At 46.2% G+C, this 22,855-nt stretch carries 25 protein-coding genes; 14 read left to right on the plus strand and 11 right to left on the minus strand.

Translation table 11 applies throughout. The features are described from left to right. Positions 1-172: 172 nt before the first annotated feature. The gene (locus VNN20_15185) at positions 173-1,180 is read right to left on the minus strand and encodes an adenosine deaminase (protein ID HWP93535.1); all 1,008 of its coding nucleotides are present in this window, start codon (positions 1,178-1,180) and stop codon (positions 173-175) included. Positions 1,181-1,544: 364 nt separating this feature from the next. Beyond that, positions 1,545-2,018 (minus strand): hypothetical protein, encoded by a 474-nt coding sequence (locus VNN20_15190; protein ID HWP93536.1) that lies wholly within the window; start codon positions 2,016-2,018, stop codon positions 1,545-1,547. 39 nt (positions 2,019-2,057) lie between these two features. Between VNN20_15190 and VNN20_15195 the strand changes: the two genes are divergently transcribed. From VNN20_15195 to VNN20_15220, 6 genes are all read left to right on the plus strand, one after another. Continuing rightward, on the plus strand, positions 2,058-2,930 hold the full coding sequence (locus VNN20_15195) for a hypothetical protein (GenBank protein HWP93537.1): 873 nt from the start codon (positions 2,058-2,060) through the stop codon (positions 2,928-2,930). Between the two features lie 142 nt (positions 2,931-3,072). Continuing rightward, the gene (locus tag VNN20_15200) at positions 3,073-3,441 is read left to right on the plus strand and encodes a hypothetical protein (GenBank protein HWP93538.1); all 369 of its coding nucleotides are present in this window, start codon (positions 3,073-3,075) and stop codon (positions 3,439-3,441) included. Between the two features lie 251 nt (positions 3,442-3,692). Then, the gene (locus VNN20_15205) at positions 3,693-4,322 is read left to right on the plus strand and encodes a lysophospholipid acyltransferase family protein (protein HWP93539.1); all 630 of its coding nucleotides are present in this window, start codon (positions 3,693-3,695) and stop codon (positions 4,320-4,322) included. Positions 4,323-4,429: 107 nt separating this feature from the next. Then, the gene (locus tag VNN20_15210; GenBank protein HWP93540.1) at positions 4,430-6,073 is read left to right on the plus strand and encodes a hypothetical protein; all 1,644 of its coding nucleotides are present in this window, start codon (positions 4,430-4,432) and stop codon (positions 6,071-6,073) included. 59 nt (positions 6,074-6,132) lie between these two features. Next, on the plus strand, positions 6,133-6,741 hold the full coding sequence (locus VNN20_15215) for a histidine phosphatase family protein (GenBank protein ID HWP93541.1): 609 nt from the start codon (positions 6,133-6,135) through the stop codon (positions 6,739-6,741). After that, entirely contained in the window at positions 6,731-7,678 is a 948-nt protein-coding gene (locus VNN20_15220; protein HWP93542.1) for a diacylglycerol kinase family protein, read from the plus strand. The genes VNN20_15215 and VNN20_15220 overlap by 11 nt, the downstream gene beginning before the upstream one ends. A 98-nt stretch (positions 7,679-7,776) precedes the next feature. On the opposite strand, the gene VNN20_15225 is transcribed toward VNN20_15220, so the two are convergent. Next, the gene (locus tag VNN20_15225) at positions 7,777-8,010 is read right to left on the minus strand and encodes an Lrp/AsnC ligand binding domain-containing protein (GenBank protein HWP93543.1); all 234 of its coding nucleotides are present in this window, start codon (positions 8,008-8,010) and stop codon (positions 7,777-7,779) included. 219 nt (positions 8,011-8,229) lie between these two features. Continuing rightward, a complete protein-coding gene (locus VNN20_15230) occupies positions 8,230-10,626 on the minus strand; it encodes a penicillin acylase family protein (protein HWP93544.1) in 2,397 nt (798 codons plus the stop codon). Positions 10,627-10,841: 215 nt separating this feature from the next. On the opposite strand from VNN20_15230, the gene VNN20_15235 reads away from it, so the two are divergent. Together VNN20_15235 and grxD are read left to right on the plus strand one after the other, a co-directional pair. Beyond that, on the plus strand, positions 10,842-11,096 hold the full coding sequence (locus VNN20_15235; protein ID HWP93545.1) for a BolA/IbaG family iron-sulfur metabolism protein: 255 nt from the start codon (positions 10,842-10,844) through the stop codon (positions 11,094-11,096). Between the two features lie 90 nt (positions 11,097-11,186). Next, positions 11,187-11,507, plus strand: a complete 321-nt coding sequence (gene grxD, locus VNN20_15240) for a Grx4 family monothiol glutaredoxin (GenBank protein HWP93546.1) — start codon at positions 11,187-11,189, stop codon at positions 11,505-11,507. 146 nt (positions 11,508-11,653) lie between these two features. On the opposite strand, the gene VNN20_15245 is transcribed toward grxD, so the two are convergent. From VNN20_15245 to VNN20_15255, 3 genes are all read right to left on the minus strand, one after another. Then, positions 11,654-12,340, minus strand: a complete 687-nt coding sequence (locus VNN20_15245) for a sigma-70 family RNA polymerase sigma factor (protein HWP93547.1) — start codon at positions 12,338-12,340, stop codon at positions 11,654-11,656. Positions 12,341-12,393: 53 nt separating this feature from the next. After that, the gene (locus tag VNN20_15250; GenBank protein HWP93548.1) at positions 12,394-13,038 is read right to left on the minus strand and encodes a TetR/AcrR family transcriptional regulator; all 645 of its coding nucleotides are present in this window, start codon (positions 13,036-13,038) and stop codon (positions 12,394-12,396) included. A gap of 227 nt (positions 13,039-13,265) precedes the next feature. Continuing rightward, positions 13,266-14,855 (minus strand): PQQ-dependent sugar dehydrogenase, encoded by a 1,590-nt coding sequence (locus tag VNN20_15255; protein HWP93549.1) that lies wholly within the window; start codon positions 14,853-14,855, stop codon positions 13,266-13,268. A 178-nt stretch (positions 14,856-15,033) separates the two neighbouring features. Here VNN20_15255 and VNN20_15260 point away from each other — a divergent pair, with 178 nt between their 5' ends. Continuing rightward, on the plus strand, positions 15,034-15,735 hold the full coding sequence (locus VNN20_15260; GenBank protein ID HWP93550.1) for an LON peptidase substrate-binding domain-containing protein: 702 nt from the start codon (positions 15,034-15,036) through the stop codon (positions 15,733-15,735). A gap of 64 nt (positions 15,736-15,799) precedes the next feature. Here the strand turns inward: VNN20_15260 and VNN20_15265 are convergent, their stop codons facing one another. Further along, a complete protein-coding gene (locus tag VNN20_15265; GenBank protein HWP93551.1) occupies positions 15,800-16,609 on the minus strand; it encodes an alpha/beta fold hydrolase in 810 nt (269 codons plus the stop codon). Positions 16,610-16,673: 64 nt separating this feature from the next. Next, positions 16,674-17,129 (minus strand): Holliday junction resolvase RuvX, encoded by a 456-nt coding sequence (gene ruvX, locus VNN20_15270; protein HWP93552.1) that lies wholly within the window; start codon positions 17,127-17,129, stop codon positions 16,674-16,676. A gap of 622 nt (positions 17,130-17,751) precedes the next feature. Between ruvX and VNN20_15275 the strand changes: the two genes are divergently transcribed. From VNN20_15275 to VNN20_15295, 5 genes are all read left to right on the plus strand, one after another. Next, positions 17,752-17,934 carry a type II toxin-antitoxin system HicB family antitoxin gene (locus tag VNN20_15275; protein ID HWP93553.1) on the plus strand — a complete coding sequence of 61 codons (183 nt, stop codon included), beginning with the start codon at positions 17,752-17,754 and terminating at the stop codon, positions 17,932-17,934. 67 nt (positions 17,935-18,001) lie between these two features. Next, positions 18,002-18,724, plus strand: a complete 723-nt coding sequence (locus VNN20_15280) for a DUF1003 domain-containing protein (GenBank protein ID HWP93554.1) — start codon at positions 18,002-18,004, stop codon at positions 18,722-18,724. A gap of 207 nt (positions 18,725-18,931) precedes the next feature. Further along, the gene (locus VNN20_15285; protein HWP93555.1) at positions 18,932-19,078 is read left to right on the plus strand and encodes a hypothetical protein; all 147 of its coding nucleotides are present in this window, start codon (positions 18,932-18,934) and stop codon (positions 19,076-19,078) included. 15 nt (positions 19,079-19,093) lie between these two features. Further along, positions 19,094-19,705, plus strand: coding sequence for an L-threonylcarbamoyladenylate synthase (locus tag VNN20_15290; GenBank protein ID HWP93556.1), 612 nt, complete (start codon positions 19,094-19,096; stop codon positions 19,703-19,705). After that, positions 19,699-20,925: a DUF1015 domain-containing protein gene (locus VNN20_15295; protein HWP93557.1), complete on the plus strand. Its 1,227-nt coding sequence runs from the start codon at positions 19,699-19,701 to the stop codon at positions 20,923-20,925. The genes VNN20_15290 and VNN20_15295 overlap by 7 nt, the downstream gene beginning before the upstream one ends. 2 nt (positions 20,926-20,927) lie before the next feature. Here VNN20_15295 and VNN20_15300 read toward each other — a convergent pair whose 3' ends face one another. Together VNN20_15300 and radC are read right to left on the minus strand one after the other, a co-directional pair. Continuing rightward, on the minus strand, positions 20,928-21,635 hold the full coding sequence (locus VNN20_15300; protein HWP93558.1) for a cation transporter: 708 nt from the start codon (positions 21,633-21,635) through the stop codon (positions 20,928-20,930). Between the two features lie 319 nt (positions 21,636-21,954). Next, positions 21,955-22,680, minus strand: coding sequence for a DNA repair protein RadC (gene radC, locus VNN20_15305; protein HWP93559.1), 726 nt, complete (start codon positions 22,678-22,680; stop codon positions 21,955-21,957). Between the last annotated feature and the right edge of the window lie 175 nt (positions 22,681-22,855).

The raw sequence follows: 22,855 nt of genomic DNA on the forward strand, positions 1-22,855 counted from the left end.
TTAGTGAACATTTGTCAATAATAAATTTGTACACTATTATTTAATGTTCACAAATAATGAACGAAGATAAATAGTGAACAGAAATTTGGAATGTGTCTTAGTGGACGTCAACAATAGTCAGGAATCACAGTGAGTTAGACAAATAAGTGCGGAATTATATCCCTTTCCTTGCTCATTTATTGGCAGCCATAAAAGCATCAAGCTCGGCGATGTATTTCCGCTTCTCTGTCTCCGGCAGGAAACTGGCCTGAAAAGAGTTTTTGGCTAGACGGTAGATATCCTCCTTGGTTAGATTGAAAGTAGATTGAACGGCTAGATAATTATCCCCCACATAACCTCCGACATAGGCCGGGTCGTCGGAATTAATAGTTACGAGGAGACCCTGGTCCATGAGATATTTGACGTTGTGTTTCTCCATGCTCGGGAAAACACACAACTTCACGTTGGAAATGGGACAGACCGTAAGAGGAATCTCTTCTTTAGCCAGTTCTTGCACCAGCTCCGTGTCTTCCACACAGCGCACTCCATGGTCTATGCGGAGGACCTTCAGCTTGTCGAGTGCTTCGCGGATGTACTCGGCCGGGCCTTCTTCGCCTGCATGAGCTACAGGTAGAAAGCCCGCTTGCCGTGCCTTCTCAAAAACCTGGGTAAACTTACCGGGAGGATTACCCATCTCGTCGGAATCCAAGCCCACACCGATTATTTTATCCTTAAACGGTAGCGCTAGTTCCAGTGTGCTCATGGCGTCTTCACTGCTCAAGTCCCTCAAGAAGCACAGAATCAGATAGGAGGAAATATTAAGCTCTCTCCGCCCGTCGACCAACGCACCATATATACCGTCTATTACCGTCTCGAAGGGAATACCACGCCTGGTATGAGTTTGCGGGTCGAAGAAGATCTCCGTATGCCTTACGTTGTCCTGAGACACCCGTTTGAGATAAGACATAGTTAGGTCGTAGAAATCCTCCTCATTTTTTAAAACCTGAGCACCAGCATAGTAAACGTCGAGAAAGGACTGCAGGTTTTCAAACTGGTAAGCCTGCTTTACCTCTTCCACCGAACGGTAAGGAAGTTTTATCCCGTTTCTCCCGGCCATCATGAACATCATCTCCGGCTCTAAGGTTCCTTCGATATGGATGTGAAGTTCCGCCTTTGGAATTTTTTTGGTGAAATCCTCCACGCGCTTTTCTCCGTTTTATTAAAATTTAGCGAAATTATGAGTCGAGAATAACATGGCGTCAATCTCAGCTTGTAGAAAGCAAATCTCTGGCAAGTTATTAATGTTTTGCTCAACAGTAGTAACACACCTAACGCTGTGCTAACCTTATTCATTGAAATAGTCTTTTGATCCTACTCCCCCTTGTTCTTCCCCACTTACTAAACCGGTCCTGAGCTTGGTCGAAGGGCCTGTGCTGATGAAGTCGAAGCAGGGGGAATTAAAGAGGGGATGCTTCCTCTTGTCCGTAATTGGAGCCATTTGATTAGTACCGGACGAACTCTTATGATCAATCTCTTATTTGGGACAAGCTTGATAGCGCTATTATTCAGATGCAATCGGATAGATGTTCATCATCGATGTGAAAAGGCGGGGCGCTAATCACACAAAGACGGTTACTCTGCGTCGCCCCGGTGATCTTGTGATGGCTTCCTTTGGTGATAAGGCACAGGTCATTAGCGCCCAGATGTTCAGTCCAGATTTTGTTTTCCTGGGGGTCGTAAAGCTCTAGCATTACTTCGCCGTCCAGGACGAAGTAAATCTCATCAAAACCTTTATGGTAGTGTGCAATAGTAGGTTTGATGTCTAAAGCGATGGCAACACCCAGCGGCTGATAATCAATGTATACTGTTAGCCGAACATGCGACTTTATGAAGAGGAAGAAATACGGATTGGCGGTGGCTTTCCATCTCTGATTAGATTTTTCCCCGGGGACGTTGCCAAACCCTTGGTCGTTTTTTTCCCCGGATGGGCCCATTTGGGGAGAATCAGCTACGGCTTTCCTGGTTGTAACAAAGAGCACTTTCTAGCTCACTGGATTAATCGGAAGGGTTATCCTTTTTTGGCAACGTCTTATCCAATCGATCACCCGGTCTACAGCAAGGTGTATCCCCACTTTACTTTTACCGACTGGGGAAAGATGGCCGCCGAGATTGTGGACCGGTTTATATCTGAAAAAGGCCTCGGCAAAGATGTGATAGGCATAAGCTGGAGCGCCGCCGGGCAGGTGATAAGGCCATTCAACGTCGCCTGCAGTTCATTGGGAATAAAAGTCCTTTTCCACCTCGGTTTAGAATCTTCCCCGGCCCTCCAGATCCCGTCAGACCGCACAATCGGTATGAAGAAGACAGAAAAAAGCATGGTGTCACTGGAAGACTCTCATTACGATTTATTCTGGAAGGAAATAGAGGATCAAAATCACTTAAATAGCGATGATATCATCCCGAAGGAGGTTTACTTCAGGGGTTTTTTGGGAGACATTCCCGTAGCTCTAATGGGAACGAATGAGCGCTTCGAGAATGGCCAATTTGTTGTGAATATAGAAAAGAGCTTTGAGGATAAGAATTTCTTTGCCTTTACCGAGTACCCGCTGGTTGCCAACATCTCCGGAGATTCAAAAATAGCCCCTTACCATCCTCTAGTTGATAAAGGAACCTGGGGATTTCTGGTCACTCGAAAGATCTACCACGACTATTTTGTTAAGAATAAAGAGTGGATTTCTCAGGCATCGAACTCCGAGTTCAACGAATTTGTCGGCTATATCAACAATCTTCCAAATCGCCTGTTAAAAGCGATTCCAGGAAATCATTTTTTACCCATAGGCAAGCACGGAGCGCAAAGAATTGCGGATTACGTTGAATATTTTGAGAACGAGATAAATCTCATCAAACAGGAACTTGCCGCATTTTTCGGAATCAAGTCTCTAGAGGATTAAGCAAAACAGTGCACATTCTGATTATAGATGATCTTCTCAGCCCGCTGATTTGCCCACTTTCACAGAATCTGGTAGATTCAAGCGTTGTATTTAGGTTAACAGCGAATCTGCAATCGATTCTATAAAGAGGAATAACCAAGAAATGAAAACATTAGAGGATATTCGCCAGGACAAAGACCTCCAATCTCAAATCCGTTGGGACTTAAAGCCCCGGGAAAGGTACCGGCGTACCGGTGCGGAAACCCTGGAAGAAATGGACCGGATTCAAAAGGAATTGGAAGCCCGGGTTGGCCATTATTTCTACATAGATGTACGGTATCAACAAGCCGCACTCTACCTCTACGAAAATTACCCGGACGGCTCGGGCAAATTCGTCGCAGAAATAACGGAGATTCCGGAACAAATGCTTCGTGAAGCGGTGGAGGAAGCTGGTGCCGATTTGGAAAAAGACGGGCGATACCCTATAAACGACCCCATAAAAACCTGGCTAAAAAGCCGCCTGGCGGAGTAGATGACATAGATAATATCGTGTAACCTTCCGTACCTACCGAAATCTACAGCGTTTAGGACTAGAACCCTAGCCCTACAATCGGATATGCTTTTTCTTGACAAGACCCTGGGTTAATGATTAATTTAGCTTACAAGTAATCAGGCTAAAAAAAACATATGTTCAGAACGTTTTATTGTTGGGTTGCCATAGTTTTTTGGACATTTTTTTGGGGCGTAATTGGTGTTTTTTTATCATTAACCTTTCCCCGATGGGTGAATAGATACGCCATAAGACCATGGGGACGGTTCATACTTTCATCCTGTGGCATTAAAGTGGAGCTGGAGGGAAAGGAAAACCTTCCCCAAGAACCCTCCGTAATCATGTACAACCATCAGAGCTCATTCGATATATTCGCATTCTGCGGCTATCTCCCTATCGAGTGGAAGGCGGTTATGAAAAAAGAGGTGGCCAGCGTTCCTTTCGTCGGATGGGTGTCGAGAATAACCGGAAACTATTTTGTGGAGAGGGACGGCTCGAGCAGGGATACACAGGAGATCAGAAAAATTGCGGAGAGAATCAGGTCAGGCCCCTCGGTTTTAATAGCGCCAGAGGGAACAAGAAGCCCGGACGGCAAGTTGCTTCCGTTCAAAAAGGGCGGGTTTGTGGTGGCTATTTATGCCAAAGTACCGGTTGTACCTATGGTTATAACCGGAGGGAAAGAGATTATGTCCAGGGGCTCGAAAAGGATAAACCGTGGCAATATGAAGATCAAAATCCTTCCACCGATCGATGTAAAGCATCTTCCCCCGGGAAAGGAGGGTAGGGAAATACTGATGGAACGGGTAAGGAATGAGATGCTTAGGGCCCTAGGACAGGGTGAAAGGGTGAAGGTAGCCTTATAAGCACCTAGTAAAAATTCTAGAACGGCTTGAATAAGACGATAAAGTAGACTAAATTATTTCGTTTTGTCATCAGCATGCAGAAGGAAGGCATAGAGAGGTCAGAGGGAATGAACGACACCCAGCTTGCAGATTTAGATTTAGAAACCATCATAAGCCTAACCGGCATCCCGCCCCAGAAAGATATAGTTAACCCTAAAAATCCACTGGAAATGGCCAAGAGGGTGAGGGTGACTTTCAGGCCGTTGCCGAACGGATACGGAAACGAGACCATTATTAAATTCCGAAAAACCCTTGAGGAAAAATTAAAAGATTATGGTGTTCAGGTGGTGTCCTGGAAGGAGGCGGCAGAGATAGTGCCGAACAGCTTCACGGCCAAAATCCTGAGAATCAGAAAGGTGAAAAGCAGCATAGATGCGGTGATCGACGTCGACCGGCCCTATTCGCTTTTGAGAAAGATGATAAGCAATATGGCTGAGGCGATTTACCGGCAGGTACGTTCGCCGGATATGTCGGTCATGGAAATACTGAGGACGAGCGGATGGGCCGATAACATCACCGCGAAGTACCTTCAGGATCCTTACAACACCCAGATTATAACCATGACCTCCTTGAACAAGGAATTCGTGGATGAAAATACCCCTTATGACCAGAAGATAGCATTAGGCTTGAAAGACCTGATAAGAACGATGTCCGAGATCGTGATCGGGGTTTCGGAAGACAAGTTCTCCATTATCAACATGAACCTTTCCGACTCCATTTTTCCGGCGGAGCAACTCGATGAATTTATCCGTAATTCCTTGATACCAAAGATTTATGCCCCTATAAAACCCCCGGTGCTAAAGAGATTCGAGATCGGCGAGTACAATCCGGGCGAGTCTAGCTATGCCATTCAACTGGCCCGCTTGGGCAGCCAGTTAAAGAATACCGACCTTTTCCCCTCCGGCTCGAAATTCAGCGAAAAGATCACCAGGCTCTCTCATCGGGACGTGGTAGAAAAAATCCTGGAAGGAAGGACCGGGGTTTCTTACGGGTTCATCGCCATCGCCGAAGCCCCCAGGTACGAAGGTCCCAAAGAGGTCACTAGAAACGAATGGGAATCTATGCCCGGAGTAGATGGTTTCAGCAGGGAAGTATTGAGGCAGAGCGAAAACGGCCGATGGTACTTAAAAACAGTAGTGAAGGAGCAAGAAATATACCAGCAGGTCCCCGATATATGGATAGTAACATCTCGCTCCGGGTGCGATAAGACTAATTTAGACCCCGGTAGCGATGTAATCCGAATAGGGCTGATAAAAGGAAAGCTTTATTTACAGGTCCCCGAAGGGATCAACCTCAACAGAAGGGATATCCGGCCCTCATTTGACACCTATGTCATACTGGCCCAGGCCCTCGCCTCCGCGCTTTACACACCGGAGTTGATCAAAGAAGGGCTGCCCATAGTTCATTTCCACGGATATCCGGACCCGGATTGGTTTAAGCACAACGAATATCATTCCGGGGCAAAAAACCCATCCATGCCCTGCGGAACAGTGGAGGCGGCTTTGTTGAATTATTCAGCTATTTACAAACTGGCCAACCAAAACGGTGGCAGTATGAACCTCCTCTGTTTAGTGGAATCGGACCACGGTGTCAACATCTTAGGAGCGAACAAGGAATACATAGTAGCCAGGTTGACCGAAGGGTCGGACCAGGGCCGCATCTTGTTAGGCGGCAGATATTTACCCTACCTTAAAAAAAGCGAGTTGAATTAACTAATGCAAAGGCCGGTGTATTCTTTCTGGGATGAGCCGAGAGCATAACGAAGTATAAAATGAATGACCTTGATAAGTTAGCTAAGATTTATTTGGGACGACATTGCAAGGTAATATGGAACCTGGAGGGAAGGCTGATAGGGACCACCGACCTGCCCTTGTGTGAAGAGGGATTAATCGAGGCAAAGTCAAACCTATCCCAGATCGAGAATCTAGGTATCGAGAGAATCATATGCAGTAGTCTCAAAAGGGCTCATCAGACGGCTCAGATATACGCAGAGCATCTGGGGGTCCCGCTCCACGTGTGCCCGGGGCTACGAGAAATAGACCACGGTATATGGAATGGCCAGAAGACAGACGAACTATTAGATGATAAGAACTCCGACTTCAAAATATGGTTTGATGACCCCACCAGCATTCCCATACCGGAAGGTACAGAGCCAATACCAATGGCCCAGAAACGAATTGTAGAGACAATCAAGAAAATTGCCCTGAGATATCCCGGAGAAACCCTGCTGGTTATCATGCATAAGCACATAAGGTCTATATTAAGATGCACTCTTCTGGGTATCGGGCTTAAACACTTTAGGGAAAACATAGACGAAAGCGTCATCCCATTTGAAATCCCCAGGGAGCAGCTCTTAAAACTGTGGGAGATTGAACTTTAGTAGAGAAGCATTGCAATGCGTCTCTACTTACGTTAAACACTCTTTGAATAGAGAAAAATATCTACTCATCATAAACCCAGTCTCGGGGCGCGGAAGAACCGGAAGGCTGATTCCCTACCTGCAAACACTACTCGATGCGAACAAGATTCCTTACGAGTTTCGTATTACCACCGGGCCTGGACAGGCCACAGAGCTAGCCAAAGATGCGGTGGGCCTGGGATTTGGCCAAATCGTGTCCGTCGGAGGGGACGGTACCGCACATGAGGTTGTGAACGGCCTCATCGGGTCAAGGGTAGTTTTCGGCATGATACCCACCGGAGGGGGTAACGACTTCCCCAAGGCGGCCGGAATACCGCTCGAAATCTCCAAAGCCGTCGAAACCCTGGCCAACGGCTTCCGTAGGCGAGTGGACGTCGGCTTACTCGGAGGACGCTACTTCATAAACGGCCTGGGCATCGGTCTAGACGGTGCGGTATCCTATCGCTACCGTAGCATGAAGCTACTTCGAGGAGAAGTTGGATATATTTGGGGAGCAGTCCAGGAAGCGCTGATTTTCAAGGGCTTTCCGGTGGAGATTGCCATTCCCGACTGGAGTTACAACGGGCTGGTCCTTCTTATAGGTGCATCTAACGGCCCGTCACAGGGGGGAGATTTTAAGATAGCGCCCGACGCTACTATTGACGACGGCCTGCTGGACATACATGTGATCAGGGATATGCCGCCTTTAAGACGCCTTATTCAAATCCCTAAGGTTCGCCAGGGTAAGCACTTGAGCCTCGAAGAAGTGATAATAAAACGCGCCCCCTGGATGGAAATCGGCCTTGAGCACATGCTGCCTGCTCATCTCGACGGTGAATCCTTTCTTCTGGAACCAGGAAAGCATAGGGTAGAAGTGGTGCCTAAGGCATTAGAGGTCATATCTAGTATTAAAGAATAGATGCAAGGTAGTTAGAGAATACCGGTTTTTAGTTTATACAAGTAAGATCAGGAACGCATTCCTCTCCCTAGTGAAGATTCTGCGTTCCTACATTGATTTTAGCCCACGACGAAGCAGGTAACCGTGTTTGTCACGCCCTGGGTCTTTCTAATCCTGGATATGACCAGTTCGCCGATTTCTTCCTGACTCTTCCCTTCTACGAAGACTATGAGGTCAAACGGGCCGGCAACTATATGTGCGGATTTTACCCCCTTTACTTTTCTGATCTTTCCTACAGCCCCCTTGGTCTGCGGGCCGGAGATATTCACCAGAACATAGGCACTCGCCGCCATAGATGCTTCCTCCTTTGGGTTTATTTTTGAAAACAAAAAGATTATAGTAAATCAAGAATTTAGCAAATGAAAGGAAAAAGCTTTATCCGCTCATCTTGAACAGGTCGAAGGCACGGTACTTTCAAAATTGATCTATGTTTTCGTCCTTTGTCAGGCATATCCTTGGCAACGCCTGCACCGAGCTATGCCGAAAGGTCGAAGGACCAGGCAGCATAAACTCTACTTCGGACTCAACCTAAGCTCTTTCCATTTATTTTTTTCAATGTCGCTTTCCTCGAAATAAAGAGGATGATATTCTACATCGGCCCAGCTTTGAATTACATTCGAATAATGCCTGCAAAGGGGATTTCCCCACTGCCCGGTTGAATTCATCGCCACGGCATTACCGATGTCCGATAAATCCACTATGAAACGGTAGGAGGGTATCACGGTTGCATCATAGGTTTCGCCGTCAGAGTAATAATGTCTTTTATACCCGAAATAGGAATTGTTTATGGTGTCCCTGTCTCCCGGGGCGGGGATTGGTTTGGGATTGAATAACTTGTCTAAAAATCTCACTCGACCCAGCGGGTGCGTAAAGCGATATTTGTGAAGCTGGCCCCATCTCCAGTTTTCTCTATGAACTCCCATTGTCTCTCTTATTTCTCGAAGAGCATCTTCTATGCTCTTTACGACTATTTGATCTCTAGTTTCTTCAACAGCGGTGCTAATATCATCCCACCAACGTGAGCCCGGTTCATCCATTATCTTGTCCATCATGTTGTAGTTGAAATTGAGGGTGTATAGAAACTCCGGGTATAGTTCCCGAAGCTCATCCTCGAAGGTGTTTCTGATGAGATTTGACCTAATCACCTCGTATAGAAGTGCGGGGAGACTCCCGGATGTCACTTCATAATTCCACCTGTTTAGCTCCTTCTGAGCCCATTTTACCCCTGGGTCATTTGTCTCGACTTCGATAATCTCATTCACAAATTTTTGGGCGGGAATAGAATAAACATCGGCTTGCATCTGCTTGAAATCCTGGAGCGAGAGCTTTTCCTTTTGCTCCAGGAGAGAAACGATTCTCTCATACCGATAAGGAGGAGCCCAGGTATTTGATATTAAATACGTAAAGGTGTCATCGATGATTTTATTATTGGCCGTGGCAATGAAGTGGGTGGGAGGATTAGAGAGGTTTGGAAGTTCACCGTGGGGAATGAATCCCTTCCACTCATATTGCCCCGACCAGCCGGGAACCGGAATTTTGCCCTGAAGTGAATCCGGCAGTATCCCTGTACCTTTTCCCCTCACCGGAATGCCGCCGATAAGTTGGTATCCTATATTGCCGTCTACGTCGGCATACACCATGTTTAAGGTATATATCCTGGCGTATTTCCTACCCTCTTTTGCCTCCTCTACATTCTTCGCCCGGTTTAGGATGGAGAGCCCTTTAATCGATTGATCCTCGACTACACCTCCTGCCCACTTCATGGACAGAACTCCTTCAACCTCTATATCGGTGGAGCTAATAACTGGCCCGTGTTTGGTGTATTTAATCTCCCTGATTATGGTTTTATAATCGCCTCCATCTTTAACCTTTATTTCTACATTTTCTGTCCTCATGCGCTCCCAATTATCCTGGTACCAATACTCATAAGGATCCTTCGGGTTAATTCTCTCGATGTAAAGGTCAATCCGGTCTGCCATGGCGTCGGTGAACCCCCAGGCTACGTTCTGGTTATGGCCGATGAGCACGTATGGGGAGCCGGGGAATGTAGCTCCGACCACGTTTATTCCGGGGGCGTTTAGATGAACCTCATGCCAAACCGAAGGAATCTGGATCCTTAAATGCGGGTCGTTGGCCAGCATCGGCTTTCCGCTCTTAGATTTTGCCCCGTCGATTACCCAGTTATTGCTCGCACCTTTCGATTGAAACAATCCAAATCTCTCTTTTGCCATTTTGTATCCACGGGGTAAGTTCAAGTCGAGATTAAGCTTATTTACTTCATCTATTATTGTGTTCCCTCCCTCCGGATAGCGGGGAAAAAGTTCCTTCGTCATATCCTCTCCCAGCTTCCTCAAAGCCTTCAGGGCAAATATCTCCTCATCCATGTTGATGGAGAGGTCAAAAGCGGAAAGTAGGTGAATGGAGATGGAATCAATCGGCCTCCATGGCTCGATATCGTACCGCAGGATGACCGACTCGATCGTTTTTTTGCCCGAATTTATGTAGGCATTCACCCCGCTCGCATAGGCGATGAGGTCATTTCTATTTTCCTGGTCAAGGTTAGCATAAATCTTTTCTGCAATTCGTCCTATCCCCAGAGAACGAAAAAAATAATCGATCTCCACCGTGCGTTCACCAAATATTTCCGATAGCCTGCCGGTAGCTATTCTTCTCGATAAATCCATCTGCCAGAGCCGGTCTTGAGCGGTGACGTAGCCTTGTGCAAAAAGGAGGTCATGGCCGCTCTCCGCATATATGTGTGGAATGGCGTAGATGTCCCGGATAATGCGGACGGGGGATTTAAGCCTTTCTAATCTAATCTCCCCCTCGATGATTGGCTGAATATCCCTAAAGGTCTTATAACCTAGGGCGGAAAGTAGCATCCCCAGAATAATTAGTATCGCTAGCATCCATTTCACTAAAGTCATTTCGATAAAAGTGGCAACAGTTTTTAAAAACCAATCGACTCTTAATTATATTCCCTTATTATCAGACGATTCTCCAAGCCATATTAGAAAGTATTTAGTCTAAGAATTTAAGCCCTTTTTCAAAATCCATTAGCAAAGGCGCCAGTAGAAGATAACGTTACCTTGAAAGGTCTCAAATACTAGATTAATATAAAAACATGGACCCAAAAGAAATTAAAGCCATGGTCGAAGCGGGATTACCCGGCTCAAGCGTGGTTGTGGAGGGCGATGGTACCCACTTCGAGGCGGTGGTAGTTTATTCCGGGTTTGAGGGAAAGGCTTTACTGGAACGCCACCAGATAGTTTACAATACCCTTGGCGAGGCAATGAAGCAGCGCATACACGCCCTTTCCCTAAAAACCTACACTCCCGAGCAGTGGGAGAGTGCCCGTACAAAACAAGCCAGGATCTAAAGCAAGAGGGCTTGATGTTCAACCCTACTTAGAATTGTTTTTCATATTCCCATCTGTAAAATATTAATAATCAAATCGAGGAGTCTGAAAATGGCTGAAGATATAATGAAAAAAATTAAGTCGCAAATAGATGAGCACAAAATCCTTCTATACATGAAAGGCACAAAAGAGATGCCCCAGTGCGGCTTCTCCGCCCGTGTGGTACAAATCCTTAATTCGTATGGCGTTCCTTATGAAAGCGTCGACGTACTTGCTGACCCGGAGTTAAGGCAGGCATTAAAGGAGTTCTCCAACTGGCCCACCTTTCCACAGCTTTATGTGAACGGCCAGTTGATAGGCGGATGTGATATCTGCGTGGAGATGGATCGGTCGGGAGAGCTAGAGCCAATAGTAAAATCCGCTGTTGAATAGCAACTCGTATATCTTCATAAACATTCGGCCGGGACCCGTTGTCATATGTTCGAAAACCCCTTTTCAAAACCATTCCGACCTTAGAATATCAAAAGCCTTTTCTTATTCGTCACTATTTCCTCGTCCTACCGTATTCACAAATTGGGTTATTTTTTAAAATCATAAAAATAATCCGAGAGCTTATCTCTCAAGAATAGCCTGGCTCTTAGAACCCTGGACTTAACTGCAGGAAGAGTGAGGCCTAAAACTTTAGCCACCTCTTCGTTCGTCAATCCTTCAACATCCCTTAGCTGAAAGACTACCCGGTAGGGCAAGGGAAGGTCATTGACCGCCCGCTCTATTATTTCCTTGCCTTCCCAGCTCAGAAGGGCTTCATCCGGTCTATCGCTCCAGTCTTTTACTTGAATGCCCTCAAGCTTGCCCGATTCGTGGTAAGGCTTGTAGTTCTCGATATCTAACTCGTTTTCCTGTTTTCTCTTCTCACTCCTTATAAGCATGTAGCTGGCATTTGTCGTAACCCGATAGAGCCAAGTCGAGAATTTAGATTCTTGACGAAAGGTATCCAGCTTTCCTACCAGGGTTAAAAACACCTCCTGCAGGACCTCCTCGGCATCGTTGGGATTATGGGTGATCCTTAAAGCCAGCCTGAAAATTCTGTCACCGTATCGGCTTACCAGCTCATTGAAAGCACTTTCATCCTTGGTTTGAACGAATATTTTTACCAGTTCCTCGTCGGATAATTCATTATGACTTTTTAGCCCAAATCCCTTTTCACCTCCGGGAAACCGCTCACTAAACCGGGCTGTCTTCTTATCAGCTGTGGTTAGCAACATGATTTTACCTCCTTAGTTGACCAGTTGGTTTACAATTAGACAAAAAATAATATTTAAGAACTCAGGGTATTCTCTTTCGTTTCTATACATCGATTAGAATTACTGCATATAGCTAGCTGAACTACCCCTTGCCCGAGACGCCGGATCAAGTTCGGGTCATTGAATGTTTTACCCAAAAGCAGAATGCCCTCTATATAGGCTAGGATCGCTTGAGCCGTGGTGCGAGGGTCTGTTTCCGGTGGCAACTGACCGGCGGCAATAGCCTCTTTGAGAACCCTCTCGCAATAACCGGTCCATTGCTCGAATATCTCCTGTATTCTTTGCCGAATTACCTCGTCCTGGGTGCTTAGCTCGACAGCCAGATTACCCATCTGGCAACCGGTCATGGCACCGGTGCAGTCCTTAGTGGAACAGTGGCGCTCGTAGGATATGTCTAGAAACCGATTAAATTTCTCAAGAGGCGGCAGGTCGGAGTTAAATATAGGCTCTAAAACCTGGTCCCGAAATCCTTTCCAAACTGTGTCTAACGCCGCCAACGTCAAATCGCGCTTGGACTGGAAAAAATGATAAAAACTCCCTTTCTTCACACCGGCATGTTCGCATAACTCCTGAACACCGACGGCTGTATAGCTCCGGGCGCTTATAAGCTCTATTGCACTATTTATCAGCCTTTCCCTGGCGTTACTTGTACGTCCCATAATCTCCTCTTATTTGACCAGTCGGTAAAATATTAATATAGGTATGATGCCTTGTCAAGGGGAAAATTCTAGCAAACTTATAACTCTATATCCTGGTCAGCATTCAAGGCATGCTGGTCAAAAACTTGAAAGATAGGATCTATCTGAAAACATTGAGAATTTTGTTAAGGCTACTAGGGCATTATCTAAATTTAAAAATTTGTGCCAATGGGCTTGATGCTAATAGCCTAATTCCCGCAACTTATGTTGGTTTCCCCACCGATGCACGCATCAATACCGGGGCCGCCGTTTAGATTGTCTGATTCCGGCCCGCCATTAAGTACATCGCCACCCTTGTCCCCTTTCAAAACGTCATTTCCGTCTTCACCGACAAGGGTATCATGCCCACGACCCCCGATAAGGGTGTCATCACCCGCACCTCCTAAGAGTACATCCCTCCCTGTATTACCCCTAAGGGTGTCGTTCCCATCTCCCCCATCGATGCAGTCGTTGCCGCCTAGACCCCTTATCGTGTCATTGCCACCCTGACCGCATATAATATCATTACCTGGGGTTCCGTCTATCATGTTATCGTTTTCATCTCCATTTATAGCGTCAGGGGCGTTGCAATCACAGCTTGCCTCGATAACCCGGTAAATGGCTCCCCTTGCCCCGTGGTAGTGTGCGACGTATAAATTACCAGCTTCGTCCTCGCCGAAAGTGCTTATAGAAAGGTTAGTGTCCAAGAGGAGGGTGCTGGTCCAGTCGCTTTTTCCGTCAGGCAGTGCTCCCCAGACCATGCCGCTGCAAAAGTCTCCATAAAAATAGTAGCCAAAAAGTGTGGTATCCGGCCCGCGGTAGCGGAATCCTCCGGTAACTGAGCAACCCTGAGCATGGGTGTAATCGATTATTGGGAATACGTAATCATCCGCCTCCCCACACCCATCCAGGTTGAACTCTTCGTTCCCCTCGTAGCATCGCCAGCCGTAGTTCTCGCCACCGGTGCTGGAAGCGGGCTGAAAGTTGACCTCCTCACGACTGTTTTGCCCCACATCGCCGATGAATAGGTCACCGGTCTCCCGGTCAAAACTGAACCGCCATGGATTCCTTAGTCCATAAGCCCAGATTTCATCCAGGGCTGAAGCACCGACGAAAGGATTATCAGATGGTATAGAGTAATTGCGATTCGGGTCGCCCGGAAAATCATCCCCATCCACATCAATCCGAAGTATCTTACCTAGGAGAGTTCCCAAGTCCTGGCCGTTGTCATTGGGGTCGCCGCTACCCCCGCCGTCTCCGGATGCTATATAAAGATATCCGTCTGGGCCGAAGGCCAAGTGTCCGCCGTTGTGGTTGGAAGCTGGCTGGGTAAAGGTCAGCAATATCTGAGCAGAGCTTGGGTCGGCAACGTTGGGGTTGTTCGACACGGAGTAACGAGCGATAACCGTGTTTCCGCTGGTATTGGTGTAGTTAACATAGAAAAAGCCGTTCGTGTCGTATTCCGGATGGAATGCAAGGCCCAGGAGTCCCCTCTCCCCACAGCACGAAACAATCGAAGCGATGTTAAGAAATGGTGTAGGCAGTATCTTTGTTCCGTCATATATTAGAATCCGTCCGTTCTGTTCCGTGATGAATAGCCTTCCCGACCCGTCGCCCGGGTCCGTTATCCCGAGAGGGTTGTTAAGTCCGGTAGCAATAGCTTGAAAAGCGATGTCAGGCGACTGCAGAGCGGTAAACGAGGCATCCACTTGCTCGCTTTTCGATAAAGATACAAGGTAGCCCAGGCTCGAGAGAGACAGTAGCAAAAATATCAGGACTGGACCAAGTCGTTTCAACATAAAAACTAAACCGGAGAATCGGAAACTAGAATTGATTTTACACACGCTCTATAAGCATAAACGGCACATATGTGAAAGACGGTGCAATAAGCAAGCATAATATATCACGGTCTCTCGACTATGCTATACTTAATTTTAAAGCTATTGCCCTTAAAGGATAGAGCAAACTTAAAAGTAAATGAGTGAATTAACTATAGACCTCAGTGGCGTTGCCGACCTCTCCAACTTCTCCGGTTTAGTACCTCTTTTTCCCCTGGCCACCGTTGTTTTCTTCCCAAACACACTCCTCCCCCTTCACGTATTCGAGCCCCGGTACAAACAGATGATAAACGACGTGATTAATGACGAGCGCATAATAGGGATGGTGCTTCTGAAACCTCAATGGGAGAAGAACTATTACGGTAATCCCGAAATATACGACGTTGCCTGCATGGGAAGGATAGTAAGCTCCGAGCCGGTTGAAGATGGAAAATTTAATATTGTCCTTTACGGTCTAAAAAGGATAAGAATTGTTGAAATCGTGAAAAACCATCCTTACCGGGTCGCCCGTGTCAAAATCCTGGAAGATATACACGAAGCGAACGAAGAGTTTTGCCGGGAAAGTATAACCAAACTCATAACCGCCTGGAACGGAATGCTCGGAAAGGAGCAGGAATCCCACAAGATCAAAATCGACCTACAACTGCCCCTTGAATGCCTGACTGATGCTCTCGCTTCTCTGATCGTGTCCAACATCTTCGACCGACAGGAACTTTTAGCAGAGCCTAATGTTAAAAGAAGAGCTGAGAAGATAATTAGCTATCTAGAAACGAGATTACAGGTCGTCTCCATAACCTCGAAGAAAAGGAACGAAATTTTAGAGAAGCGAAACCTTAATTGAAGCCCAAACCATGATGCACGATACAGGATTAAGGATCATTAAGATAACGTTCATGCCTTATTTATCATATATCTTGAATCATAGAAGCTTCGAGCAAAAAGTCCAATACCAATCTGTCAACTTCTTCTTGCCTCTCTCTCCAGAATCCATGCCCGACCCCTTCAAATATTTTCACTCTGGCGTTCGGTATCAGTTCGGCTAGCTCACCAGAGCGCTTTGGTGAGGTAATCAGGTCCCGTTCACCGAGCATAACCAGAGTCGGCGCTTTTATTCTCCTTACCAGGTCTCTGGCGTCGTGTTCCTGGCAGGCCAGGCTTTGTCTAATATAGCCGGTAAGTGCTTCCGGATTCTCTGGTATAGCCGCTAAAGCTTCCTTTATAGAGCCGATGTTGTCCTCTAGGTAATCTCTAGTGTAACCAAGGAAGAGCGCAGTAAGCCATACCGCCCTCATCCCCACTTTAGTTGCTATTTCCCTACCCATCCTGAGAATCTCGTTCCCCACCTGGTCGCGGGATGCAGACGTACATCCAAGGACGAGCTTTTTCACTTTCTCCGGATACTTTATAGCAAGCCATTGTCCTATCATTCCCCCCATAGATTTCCCGACGACATGCGCGGAATCTATGCCCAGTGCATCAAGAAGCCCGGCGGTGTCATCCGCCATAAGCTCAATCGAGTAGGGAACATCGGGTTTGTCGGATCTTCCCGCACCGCGGTTGTCGAAAACTATCACTCGAAAGTGTTTTGAATAAAGGGGAATCTGGGTGGCCCAGCTTTGCAACTGGCTTCCCAGACCTCCGATGAGGACTACCGGAGTCCCGTCACCGTATGTTTCGTAGTATATTTTGATACCATTTGCTCCAGCGTAAGGCATGTTAATTTTTTGCCACAGAGACACTAAGTCACGAAGTAAGAATTTAGAAGCCAGTAGTCAGAATTCAGACGTCTTCTCCTGTATTCCGGCTTCTGACTCCTGACCTCTCGCTTCTCTTGCTCTCCAAGTATTCCTCGAGTATAAAAACAGCGGCCATTTTATCAATTACCTTTTTTCTCTTCTTCCTGCTGAGGTCCGCTTCCAATAATACCTCCTCCGCACTAACGGTAGAGTAACTCTCATCCCAGAATTCAACCGGTATCGAAAACGCCTTCTTTAGCTCCTCGGCGAACTTCAATATTTCCCCACCCCTTTTCCCTACCGTTCCATCAGAACTGTAGGGAACCCCGACCAGCATCTCACAAGGTTTGTATTCGTCAATTAATTTACGGAGGGCTTCAAGGTCACGCTTCAATTCCTTCCTTTTTATGGTAGTGACCCCATGAGCGGCTATACCAAGCTCGTCGCTCACTGCAACCCCTATTGTTTTTGTGCCTACGTCTAGTGCCAGAATGCGCATTTGAGATATTATCAAGCCTTTCCCTATTGTTATGGAATTATGCAATTACTTGAAATAAAATACCAGCGTCTCACTTGAATTGTAAAAAGCTAACCCTACAAAAGAAGGTGGATTATGAAAATTCTATGGCAAATTGAGGAGAATGACATTCAAAAAGTTAAGGAATTTTACAAAAAACATAAGAAGAATGTTTTTGCTTTGGATTTCCAATAAAACTATCTGCAGAAGCATTAGGGGATAAAAACTACTATAATTTTGTCTTAGATGGTTTTCAGAAAGTTTGCACGGCATGTAAAATTTATCCTTGTGTCATGGCTGCAGCTATCTTTGCAAGTTTTGACCTGGAGTGGCCAGAAAACAGGCTGATATGGTGAAGATGTGAGCTATAACCAGTTTATAAGATTAAGATCCAGGGATATTTAGTATCTTTTTCTCTCACTACCGCGTCTCTTCGCTCGATTCAAAAAGGCTATAGCAATATTTCTAAACAGAAGTTTTTCCGAAATTTGTATAATTTCGGACAGATATGATAAGCTTCATTGAAGAGTATTGAGATATGAACCCGTTTTATTAAACGCGAATCAGGTGCAAGAAATTTTAAGAGGTTAGGGAGTAAAGTAAAATGAGGAAAAAGAAGCAACTTAGGTTAACAGTTCTAATTGAGCAGGATGAAGATGGATACTTCGTAGCTACAGTTCCCTCATTGAAGAGCTGCTACACTCAAGCCAAAACCCTTGAAGAACTTTATCCACGAATTGAAGAAGTCGTCGAACTTTGCCTTGAAGAAAATAGCAGGTTTCCTTGAAATTCCATTTTTAAATAATTAAAAATTTATCGACCGCTTGTAGCCGCATACAGGAGAGGATTAGAACATGACTGCAGAGAAACAAGAAACGGTGGTCTGTCAGATCTGTAAGGAACAAAAAAAGATAAGCGAGGTTTTGCCGGCGGAGCTGGTGCGCTCGCACATCGTCGAGCTCATTCGGAAAAAATACCCAGAATGGTCTTCTGACGGGTTTATATGTCTTCCCGACCTCAATCACTTCAGGACCGAATACGTCGAAGACGTCCTCGAAGAGGAAAAGGGGGAGTTATCCGCCCTGGAAGAAGGGGTAGTAACCAGCTTAAAAGAGCACGAATTGCTGTCCAAAAATATTAATATTGTATTCGACCGTGAGCTGACCTTCGGGGAAAAGGTAGCAGATAAAGTTGCCGAATTCGGGGGAAGCTGGCGCTTCATAATTATCTTTGCCATTATTCTGGCAATATGGGTGGCAATCAACTCTGCCGCGCTTATTGGAAATGCCTTCGACCCCTACCCTTTTATACTGCTTAACCTTGTCCTCTCCTGCCTTGCCGCTATCCAGGCCCCGATAATCATGATGAGCCAGAACAGGCAGGAGGCAAGGGACCGTTTGCGTGCTGAGCACGATTACCAAGTCAACCTGAAAGCGGAACTGGAAATTCGCCATTTAAACGCCAAACTCGATTTGTTGCTCACACACCAATGGCACCGGTTACTGGAGATTCAGCAAATTCAGATGGAGCTGATCGAAGAGCTTGTCAGCAAATCCTCACCGAGACAGGGAAGGTAGAGACGCAAAATTTTGCGTCTCTACAAAGCCTGATATCTCGAGGGAGAAAAGAATTTATCAAGTATAGCAATAATAATTAACCAGAGTTCGGTATAATTTCTTAAAAGTAAGAGGCATGGAACCTGAAGGTTTCCGCAACACTTGCTATTTAGTAAAACTTCTTTTTATCATAGATCTTCCCTCCCTTGACGGGAGGGTATTCAGCCCATGAGATATGAAACACATGAGATAGTGAAACTTATCTCACGTGTTGAAGTTAGCTCACGGGCTAAAGTGGAGGGTGAAAACCTCTTCAATCACCCCCATCCCGACCCCGTCAAGGGGGAAGGGACGATAATTATCAAGTTAAGATAGAGGTCATGTCCATTTTTGACTGAAATAATCAAGGAAGATACACCGGAAAAGGCAGCATCGGTGCTCAAAAGGGGCGGGGTCATCATATATCCCACCGAAACGCTATATGGTATGGGTGCGCTCGCTCAAAATGAAAAGGCGGTGGAAAGGATATTCGACATAAAGGGAAGGCCGGAGGGCAAACCGATCCCGATTTTGGTGAAGGATAAGACAATGCTTGACGAATTCGCCGAGGTCAGCGATGAGGGATCGATACTAATCGATAAATTTCTGCCCGGCCCGCTAACCCTGGTGTTTAAGGAGAAGAGAAAGTTGCCGAACCTTATATCCGCCGGAACGGGGAAAATAGCGGTCAGGATATCCAGGCATCCATTTGTTAAAAATCTGTTCGAATTAATAGACCAGCCTATAACCTCAACCAGCGCAAACATAAGCGGGAATGAGAACCTCTTCGATTTCAGAGAAATCCATGAGACATTCAAAAGCAAGGTTGAACTTATAGTAGATTCAGGTACGCTTCCCCCGTCAAAGGGTTCGACAATAGTAGATTTAACTGCCAGCCCCCCACTCCTCATAAGAGGAGGGGATATAAGCAAAGAGGAATTGGGTAATTTTATCAAATGGTAATGGTAAACGCCTTTCGGGGGGTTCGTTATAACCCCGATAAAATAAACGACTTCGGCTCCGTGCTTGCCCCGCCTTACGATGTCATAAGTCCCGAGGAACAGAGCGAGCTTTATGAGAAGGACCCCTACAACGTCATCCGCCTAATACTCAGGAAGGGCGAAGATGACCGGAAGTATGCCGAAGCCAGCGAAACCTTCAGAAGATGGATAGAGGAAGAAGTACTTATACAGGATAGAGAACCTTGCATTTACCCCTATTATCAGGAATTCGAAGAGAACGGAAAAATGGTAACCAGGAAGGGCTTCATCGCCGCGGTCAGGCTCGAAGACTTTTCTTCTAAACGCATTCTCCCGCACGAACAAACCTTTCCCAAGCACAAGCAGGATAGGCTCAAGCTCACTATAGCTTGCAAGGCAAACCTGAGCCCGGTATTTTCCATATACTCCGACCCTGAAGGCACCGTCGAAAAATCCATCGAAGAAAATCTTTCCAAAAGGCCGATAATCGAGGCTGTCAACAAAGAGGGGGTGAAAAACCGGCTGTGGAGGGTTTTCGACCCCGATTTAATAGCCGAAATTAAGAACCAGATGTTAAATCGCAACCTACTCATAGCCGACGGACATCATCGCTACGAGACGGCACTAGAATATAGAAACATTCAGAGAAGAAAATACGGAAATTCTTCCGGTGATAAAGCCTATGATTTTGTGTTGATGTACCTATCCCGTGCGGAAGGAGAAGGCCTCATAATTAAGCCCACCCACAGGGTAGTAAAGAATCTCGGTTCTCTGGATGTGGAATCGCTTCTTAAAAAGTTAAATGAGCGGTTTAACCTGGAAAAGGTTTCATTTGCTGAAGGAATATCTGAGATAGGCCATCGGGCATTCGCGGTGGTTACAAAAGACCACGACCTTGTATTCCGTGTGTCTTCAAAGAGTTCTTTCTCCGTTTCGTACGATAACCTCGGGGTCATGCTTCTTCATAAACTGGTGTTCGGAGAGATTTTAAAAGAAGAGGAAGCTCAAATTCTATACACCAAATCGACGGAAGAGGTTGTCAGCCTTGTAAGGAGCGGTGAGTATAAACTCGGATTCATACTTCCCAATATTTCACCGCTGGACATATTCGATGTCTCGATGGCCGGGGAAAAAATGCCTCACAAGACTACCTATTTCCACCCAAAGTTACTTTCCGGCTTGGTTTTTCGTCTCTTGGATTGAGGTCAACAACTGCACAGTTTCCTTTCCCTAAGCGCCTCATAGCCTTCCCTTACCAGGTAAGCCACAATAACCAGCCCCACAACCGGGTCTGCCCACCAGAGGCCATATAGGTAATTAAGTCCGAGCCCTAAGAGGAGGGCGAATGATAAAAACACGCAGGCCAGGGTCTGCTTTGAATCCACGACCAGGCTCCTGCTGCCGATTGATTTGCCCGTTTTGTACTTGAGGTAAAACAAAATAGGCATAACTATTATCGACACAACGGCAATGATTATTCCTAACAAGCTGGGCTCCGGGGGTTCCTGGTAATAAAGCTTCTTTATAGATTCGTATAAGACATAAGCCCCAAAAATAAAGAATGTATATGCGACGAGCCCTATTGCTTTTTTCTCTATTCTCTCTTCTTCCTCGTCTGAAATATGTCCATGCTTACCGAAGCGCCATATCATAACCCCGCCGGAAAGTGACTCGATGAAGCTATCAAGCCCAAATCCGACAAGCGCAATACTCCCAGAGAGCACCCCGGCAAAAACCGACACTAGCCCCTCCAGAAAATTGTACCCAACGGTGAAATAAGAGAGAAAAAGCGCCCTTTTATGAAGCTTAGAATTGCCGGTGGTAAAATCTGCTGAAGTTTCTATGGTTCTGCCGCTACACTCTGGACACTGGTCACAATTACATGCGCAGATTAAAGCTATCGGTGATTTCATTGTTCTTTCTATTTCGCTAGTGAATCTTCCCTCCCTACTATATCCATTTTATCAAATACCTGCCTGAAAGAAAATATTTGCCTGTTTGAAAACCCGATCCGACAAGAAAGAGTATTATGCTATGTCTTTGTTGTGTGAATTATAGATTTTGTAGGGAACGCACGCCTGTCCTGAGCCTAGCCGAAGGATCTGCGTTCCAGGCGTTAACTGCTCTTTCTATCATGCTTAAAGGTGAGATAAACCACAAATCAAATAACAGGCGGAGAAAATATACATATGTGTACAATAAGGTATATACTATATTGCGGTTATATATTCTTTAGCCCGTCAAGAGCCGGTTTTCCAAAAAGCTAAAATAACCGTCTTTCCCCACGACAACATGGTCTAACACCCGGATGTCCAGGGTGCGCGCCGCCTCGATGATGTCCCGTGTAATTTTCTTGTCTTCCTCCGAGGGCTCCGGGTGGCCGCTGGGATGGTTATGAACCAGGATGAGCCCGGTGGCATGATTGGATAGGGCGGATTCTATTATTCTCCGCGGGTAGATAGCCACGCTGTCCACAGTCCCCTCATTTATGATTTCATGATCCAGAATCTCGTTTTTTACATTCAAATAAACCACCATGAAGGCCTCGTGGGGTAGGCCGGAAAGTTTCAATCTAGCAAAGTCTACTACCAGTTTGGGAGAAGAAAGGGCGTCCCTTTGCTTCATCCTTTCCGCCAGGTATGCAGTACATAGCTCTTTGACCAGCCTGATCAGGGTCGCCGATATCGAGCCTAATCCGAAAACCTGTTCCAGGTCCTTCTGGCTTGCATCCAAGACACCAGATACACCACCAAACCGTTCTACCAGCTTCTTGGCAACGGGTTTTACATCCCTTCTAGGCAGAGCGTAGGTTAAAAGAAGCTCGAGTAGCTCATAGTCATGCATTCCCTCGGACCCGGTTTTCTGAAACCGCTCCCTTAGCCGTTTTCTATGCTGTAGGTAATGTGGTTTTTCCGTCACCCGGGCAAACCCCTTATCTTTTATCTTTACGGTTTTCAAATTCTAACCCGGAAATAGTCCTTTTTTCAATTTCAGGTAGTTGAAAGTAAAACCCCGTTCAATAATAATTCCTTACCCGTTCCCTGACTGCTGATAGAGCCCTTTATCTCCAGGCTATACTAGTCAACACTGCGGTGTACTCCTTAATAGCACCCCCGGGGAGAATGTGTTAGAT

This window comes from Thermodesulfobacteriota bacterium (assembly GCA_035559815.1).
GTDB lineage: Bacteria > Desulfobacterota_D > UBA1144 > Nemesobacterales > CSP1-2 > DATMAT01.